Source organism: Paraburkholderia nodosa, from assembly GCF_001718195.1.
GTDB lineage: Bacteria > Pseudomonadota > Gammaproteobacteria > Burkholderiales > Burkholderiaceae > Paraburkholderia > Paraburkholderia nodosa_A.
In genome coordinates, this window is the sequence record NZ_MCNV01000020.1 from 147,974 (window position 1) to 154,726 (window position 6,753).

The following is a 6,753-nucleotide window of genomic DNA, read 5'->3' on the forward strand; positions in this document are numbered from 1 at the left end:
GTAGGCAAACGACCGTTTGGTCGATTGAGCGTGAGCATCCAGCCGTCGCACTTTGACGCTGGCGATCAGTCGCTCGGAGCCTTGATCTCGTCGGTAGCCTCGCCCCTGTCATAGCACACCCCTAAGACAGATGTTTGTGGAGGAAGGCGGCAACGTCCTTTACCGCAAAGTCGATCTGCGCCGGTTGATCGTAATAGTCGAAATGAGTACCATCCCCCCACGCCAATTCCTTCACTGCCCCCCGGAGCGAGCTGTAGAACTTCCTGGCCTGCTCAGGGAAGGCGCATCCGTCGGAGTGAACCATGATCGTCGGAACTTTAATGGCCTGCGCCTTGCTCATCGGGTCGAAGTCCAACCAGGGCCCGTGCGACATCACGGCGAACTCGTTCTTCCACTCTGGGACGCCGCCGCGCGCCTTGTTGAAGTAGTCGTCGTAGTTTCCCTTCGGGTTGTAATTCAGGGCGCTCGGATCATCCACGCTGTAGGTCGGCACCGTCACCTGCTCTCCGCTCCGCTGGAATCTCAGCTTCGCCTCCGCTGCCGCCGCGCGACGCCGCGCAATTTCCGCCGTGCCGACAAGACGTTCGTTTAACTCGGGGTCTGGCAGGAATGCAGCGATCGTCGCAAACGCCTTGACGCGAGGATCGTCTGCGACAAGGTAAGCGCCGTTTTAAGAGCGGTAGCGAAGTTGGCGGCATTGCGTAAAGCAAGATGCTGGTATCGTCTCGAGCAAGATGTGATGTGCCTGGCAATAGTCCGCTGTTGGATCGAGCCACTCCCTCTTCCAGCGCAGCGCGGACACGTCGGCATCGTTGAGTACCAGGCAGCGGAAACAGTATGGGAGGCGTTGACGGTTCGTCATCCAACCAACCGGCGTCCGGATGGATTTCAAGCGGCCATCTTTTAGCCTAGGCAACCAGCCGAAAGAACGCAACAGCCTGGTTCAGTTGCTGGCCCTGATCCTCAAGCGACTTCGACGCGGCCGCCGCTTCCTCGACGAGCGCGGCATTCTGCTGCGTCACTTCGTCCATCTGCGTGATCGCCTGATTGACCTGCTCGATCCCGCGGCTCTGCTCCGTCGACGCTGCTGCTATTTCCCCCATGATGTCGGTCACCCGCGCCACGGCCTGCGTCACCTCCGCCATCGTCTTTCCGGCCTCGTGGGCAAGCGATGAGCCGTCATGGATCATCTGAACGGACGCGTTGATGAGATCCTTGATCTCCTTGGCCGCACTGGACGAACGCTGGGCGAGGCTGCGCACTTCGCTCGCCACCACTGCGAATCCACGTCCCTGCTCGCCTGCGCGGGCTGCCTCAACGGCGGCATTCAACGCAAGGATGTTGGTTTGGAACGCGATCCCTTCGATGATCCCGGTGATATCCGCGATCCGAGTAGAACTCGTGCTGATCTCGCTCATCGTGTCGACTACCTTGCCCACAACTTGATTACCCCGCCCCGCCACTTCGGATGCGTTGGCCGAGAGCGAGCTTGCTTGCTGCGCGTTCTCGGCATTCTGCTTCACCGTCGACGTCAGCTCTTCCATGCTCGCAGCGGTTTCCTGCAGCGACGCTGCCTGTTCTTCCGTGCGCGAAGACAGATCCGTATTGCCCGACGCGATCTGGCTCGAGCCGGTCGCGATGCTGTCAGCGGAAGTACGAACCTGACCAATCAGGCGAACGAGACTGGCCTGCATTTCTCCCATCGACGCGAGCACGCTTCCGGCCGGCGCATCCTTCGCGCCTGGCACCGGACTCAGGTCGCCGCTGGCGACACGCTGTGTGACCTCACCCAGTTCCACCGGCTCTGCGCCCAGGGCCCGCAGCAGCCCGCGCGTGATGACGAGACCCGCCACGACGGCCATCGCGACCGCAGCCAGGCTGATGACAATCAGAAGGTTTCGCTGGCTCGTGAATTGAGCCTGCGATTGCTCGACCATTTGTGCGGCCCGCTGACGCGTAAAGTCCGCATAGTCGTTGGAGGCCTTGATCAAGGCCGACAGCAACGGCCTGCATTTGGTGTCGATGTCTGCAATCGCTGCGTCGCGCTGGTTGTTCACGGCCAGCCGGTCAATCTCCAGAGCGACGGGACGGTAAAGCGATTCGATACGCGGAAGTTCTGCCGCGAGACTGCGTGCCTTGTCACTCATGTCGGAAGCGCCTGCGACCATGGCATTGAACTTTTCCAGGTTAGCTTCAACTCTGTGTTCCGCATCGAGGACAGCGGCCTTTTCCAGATCGACGTCGGCAGGTGCCGTGACCAGCACCAGGTTGCGCACCGCGATGGCTCGATCGTCCACGGCGGTGCGAACCGCTTCTGCCATGTCGGCGCGTGCCTTGATACCGCTGATATACCCAGAAAATCGGTCGTTTGCCTCGTTCAATTGCATCAGCGACAGGCCTGACACGGTCAGCACGATGACGGCCAGAATTCCGAAAGCCCCCGTAAGCTTTGACTTCACGGACAGTGTATTCAGAGTCATCTTTCACTTCCATTTCATCGGAGGGGCACGTAAATGCAGGCGATCGCACTCGCGATGCCCTTGTCAGATAACGGTATGCGCCCACGCCCCCTAATGCGCTCCGCATATACACTTACGGCGACGGACATACAGAACTGAAGTCCAGATTAGCCCCCATGCTCAATCCGCAAACGTTGTCTGAATGTTGATTTATTCTATCGACATTATTATTTATCGTTAAAACTGAATTTATCAGACAAATACATTTGACGATTTATCTAACGCTACGCAGATTTGTACGTGTTTCGTAACGAGATATTCATAAACACGAAAGCTTGTTTAATGGCCCATTACTGGCCGTCATGCGAACTTTCGCATGCCCAATTTCGGCAACGTGTGAAAGCACGTTCGTCGTCGCGCATCGACCGCTCGTCAAGTGTTGGGTGATTACAGCTCTACGTGCCAGACGCTCGTATATGAAGACATCGCCGTCCGCACAACCCTCCCCGGCGGAAGGCCTGGAGACCTGTTGTGGGTGCATGATGCGCCGGGCCCTCTCGACGAGCTGATTTACGGATCAGCTCGCCGCCCTTGCTCCGCATAAAACGCCACGAGACCGAGCCGCCAAAACAGGGCGTGGCTTTGTCGGTCCTCTGACAAGTTCATCATAACTCGTCTGGGTCACATTGCCAGGAATTAAACAATCGCCTTTCTGGTAGCGTCCGGTGTCAGCTGAACTTCGTCATTTACTTCTTCATCACCTGTTTTCCGAGCTATCTCGTAGAGGCTCATGGCTTCTCGCTCAAATCGCTCGGCACGCTCGGCATGATTCCCGCGCCCGTCTCGATTCCCGGCGACTCGGTCGGTGACTACATCTCCGACGCATTGTATCGCCGCGGCTGGAGCCTTACCGCAGCACGAAAAACTTGCATGGTAGGCGGCATGCTACTGTCTTCGGTCATCACGCTTTCGGCGTTCACGAGCAACCTGTACCTGGTGCTGACCTTCTTCTCGATCGCCTATGGGAGCCTCGGCTTTGCCGCACCGTGCATCTGGTCTCTGCCCGGCGACGTTGCACCGACCCCCGACCATGTCGGTTCGATCGGCGGTATCCAGAACTTCGCGTCGAATCTCGCTAGAATCGTCATAACGACATTCACGGGTGCCGTGCTGGCGTTGACAAACGGATCGTTCACCATTCCTCTCTGCGCGGCAGGAGTGTTCTGCCTGCCAGCGCGTGTAGCTATCTGTTTCTTGTCGGGAAGATCGAGCCGCTTGCGCTCGATAGTAGTCCCTTGCAGGAGAGCATTGCAAAAACGAACGTATGATCAGAGGGCTGAATCCTTCGGCTAAGGCTTGTGGTGCGAACATACTGAATTGAGGCATCGTGAAAGATCGCCTCGATCATCCGGTTCGCGCAGGGCCGCAAGGACCAGTCCGGCTTGGCTACATTCGATGAGTGCACGCCGCAGTGCGGACGCGAGAATGAGCTAGCAACGGTTACTGAGACGATAAGCGCAGGCGAGTGGCGCGCTACATGGCCATCCCCGCTTTGACCAGGTTTCGAAGGGCGGCACAGCCCGGTTTATGGCAGTGCGTTGCCGATGTCACTATATGTCGCCGTAACGTCCCAGGCGAAGACCGCAGACGGTCCAAACTCACTTCGTTCGACGCGGATACCGAATCTGTACTCGGCGGTAAGCACCTCCGGCACCGAAAGTCGTTGCGAAGACTTTCCTCAAGTTCCCGCGCAGAACATTTTCATTTTGTTGCCGCATCAACGGTGGCGCAAAACGCCTGAATACGCTCCATCGCGACGATGCCGGCGCGCTTACGCTTGCGTGCGCCGAATCATCGCGCGTCAGGCACCGGCGAATCAATGTTCGCTGATATGACTCTCGACGAGAGTCGAAAGATTGACGGTCCCAAATGATATCGGTCTGAAGCGTGCGTTAAATACCCTTCCGCGACCAGCGGACGTAGCAAGTACCACAGACTGCTTTTTGGCGATTTGAGCGCGAAACTAAGCTCGCCCAGAGACATGCCATCCGGCGCGCGTGCCAAGAGCGCGAACAGCGCAAGAATCCGGGCCAACGAACGTGGCCCCCTGACAGTTCGGTCTGCGGGCACTTCCGTCTCCTCACCCGAGATCGGGGCATTGTGATCGCTGCATTCGCTACGCTCAGTCAGCGCCAGGTGCGCCCGGTCGCCTTTTCGTTACCTTTCTTGCCGCGGTAGTGTCCATCACTCGCTATCCCATGCGCAGGCGCGTTAATATCAATAACAAAGTGTTAACGCCATTAACGTAATGTATACTCGACCAACCGTTGAGTCAAGTGAAGACGATCGCGCTGTCCGCCCACGTGAGGTGAACTACCAGCGCCTTCGTTTGCTGTTACCATCCACCGGGAAGCTCGAATCTAGCCGTCGAGGATCGGAGGTTCTGCAAACCTCTGTAAGTTATAGGATTTCTAAAGTTGCCGAATCAGGGAACGTCACATTGAAAACCACGGAACGTCGACGGTCGACAAAGACCGCGAGCGAGAAAAAAGTCCACTTGAAGGACACGAGTGTGAGTTCGCTTCGCGACGAGCACCGCCGTATGACAAATGCTCGAATAACCGCGGCAGCGGAGAGCCTATTCAAAAAAAATGGATACCGTGCCACCTCGGTGAACGACATCGTCCGAGTTGCGGGCACAACCGCAACGACCTTCTATCGTCACTTCAAAAGTAAGGCGGAATTGGCGGCAATTATTCAGCGCGAACTGTATGCTGCTGTCAAATCTCAGACGACCAAGCTCGAGAAAGTTAGTACGCTTCAGGACATTCGCGAGTGGCTCAATGGCTACATCGCCATGTGGAAGCGCATGCACCTGCTTTGCGACGCTTATTGGGAAGCGACATTGACCGATGGCGAACTGCGTCGCGCAATCCTTCCCGATACCATGACGCTGACAGCGCAATTGGAGACGTTCATGGCCCGATTCCCGAGTGCGGAACGCGAGCGCGCCCAATTGCGTTTGGCAGTGCTGCTGCTCACACTCGACCGAGTAGCATATCTGGCAGACAGCACCGATACAGTCAGTGAATATGAAGCCATCTTGGACGAATTCGCGCTGGTAATGCATCGAGCGCTTTCCAGCGATTGATGCTTGTTTATTGGCTCCGCTGATGGCTACCCTTGGCACAACACGGCGGATGATTTACTTTGTTGGTGCCCGCTAACCGGAACCATCGTTCCGTTCGAATGACCGATGGAGTGGTCGAGAGCATAAATGGTCGGCGGCGGTCCTTCCTTCGCAGCGGTACGAACGCTTCGAAGCATCCCACTGTCGAGCAAACGTCCGCCGGCACGACTGATGTTACGTTGTCGTGTCGTGTTAGCGGACTGGCACGATGCCGCGCGTCCGACATTTTTGTATGCATTTCGCCGGCAGCGAAGCCTGTCTCGCCCAAGGTGATGCCGGTGGCCGTCCGACAGAGTCGAGCAAGATAGACTACCGGCTTGCCGCAATGCACTTTTAGCACCGACATCCTCGCCACTATGAGCGGAGAGCGGTGTCCACATCGCATGGTTCCAAGCCTGCTGTGCCGGCTGCAGCTTTCGCCTCAGCCTTTCGGGAGATTCCCTGCAGCAGGAAATGCGACAGCGCCGGGATCAGGATCAGCGCACCGATCATGTTCCACAGGAACATGAACGTAAGCAGGATGCCCATATCGGCCTGAAACTTGATCGGCGAGAACGCCCACGTCACCACCCCCGCGGCCAGTGTCACACCGACCAGCGCCACCACCTTGCCCGTGAACTGCACCGCGTGGCGGTAGGCCACCTTCAGCGGCTGCCCTGTGCGCTGGTACGCGAGCTGCACGCTCAGCAGGTACAGCGCGTAGTCCACGCCGATCCCCACCCCCAGCGCAATCACCGGCAGCGTCGCCACCTTCACGCCAATACCCAGCTTGACCATGAGCGCCTCGCACAGCACCGACGTAATGCCGAGCGGAACGACCGCCACCACCCCCGCGCGCCAGCTGCGGAACGTGATGAAGCACAGCAGGATCACCGCCGCGTACACCATGAACAGCATCGTGCGGTTCGCCTTCGCAACGACCACGTTCGTCACCGCGTCAATACCCGCCGAGCCCGCCGCCATCAGGAACTGGTGGTCCGCGTCACTGTGCGCCTTCGCGAACTCCTCGGCCACCTCCATCACACGCGAGAGCGTTGCCGCCTTGTGGTCGGTCAGATACGCAATGACCGGCGCCGTACCGCACGTCTGGCTGATCAGGTCCGG

5 protein-coding genes and 1 pseudogene are annotated in these 6,753 nt (G+C 58.1%); 2 read left to right on the forward strand and 4 right to left on the reverse strand.

Annotation, left to right across the window (positions count from 1 at the left end; translation table 11 throughout):
• Positions 1–121: 121 nt before the first annotated feature.
• Together BFD71_RS28230 and BFD71_RS28235 are read right to left on the reverse strand one after the other, a co-directional pair.
• Entirely contained in the window at positions 122–499 is a 378-nt protein-coding gene (locus BFD71_RS28230) for an alpha/beta fold hydrolase (RefSeq protein ID WP_256094952.1), read from the reverse strand.
• Between the two features lie 409 nt (positions 500–908).
• Positions 909–2,480: a methyl-accepting chemotaxis protein gene (locus tag BFD71_RS28235; protein WP_069267603.1), complete on the reverse strand. Its 1,572-nt coding sequence runs from the start codon at positions 2,478–2,480 to the stop codon at positions 909–911.
• A 711-nt stretch (positions 2,481–3,191) separates the two neighbouring features.
• Here BFD71_RS28235 and BFD71_RS28240 point away from each other — a divergent pair.
• Positions 3,192–3,787: pseudogene (locus tag BFD71_RS28240) on the forward strand (MFS transporter); the annotation flags it as partial.
• Between the two features lie 523 nt (positions 3,788–4,310).
• On the opposite strand, the gene BFD71_RS39445 reads toward BFD71_RS28240, so the two are convergent.
• Positions 4,311–4,589: a helix-turn-helix domain-containing protein gene (locus BFD71_RS39445; protein ID WP_370684320.1), complete on the reverse strand. Its 279-nt coding sequence runs from the start codon at positions 4,587–4,589 to the stop codon at positions 4,311–4,313.
• 370 nt (positions 4,590–4,959) lie between these two features.
• Between BFD71_RS39445 and BFD71_RS28245 the strand changes: the two genes are divergently transcribed.
• Complete coding sequence (locus BFD71_RS28245; RefSeq protein WP_176732969.1) at positions 4,960–5,610, forward strand: TetR/AcrR family transcriptional regulator; 651 nt, start codon at positions 4,960–4,962, stop codon at positions 5,608–5,610.
• Between the two features lie 393 nt (positions 5,611–6,003).
• On the opposite strand, the gene BFD71_RS28250 is transcribed toward BFD71_RS28245, so the two are convergent.
• Positions 6,004–6,753: MMPL family transporter (locus BFD71_RS28250; protein WP_176732970.1), on the reverse strand; the 750-nt coding region annotated here is incomplete at its 5' end.

Bases quoted from the DNA above. Each gene is read 5' to 3' on its own strand.
- BFD71_RS28235 (WP_069267603.1), bottom strand. From the start codon at position 2,480: ATGACTCTGAATACACTGTCCGTGAAGTCAAAGCTTACGGGGGCTTTC.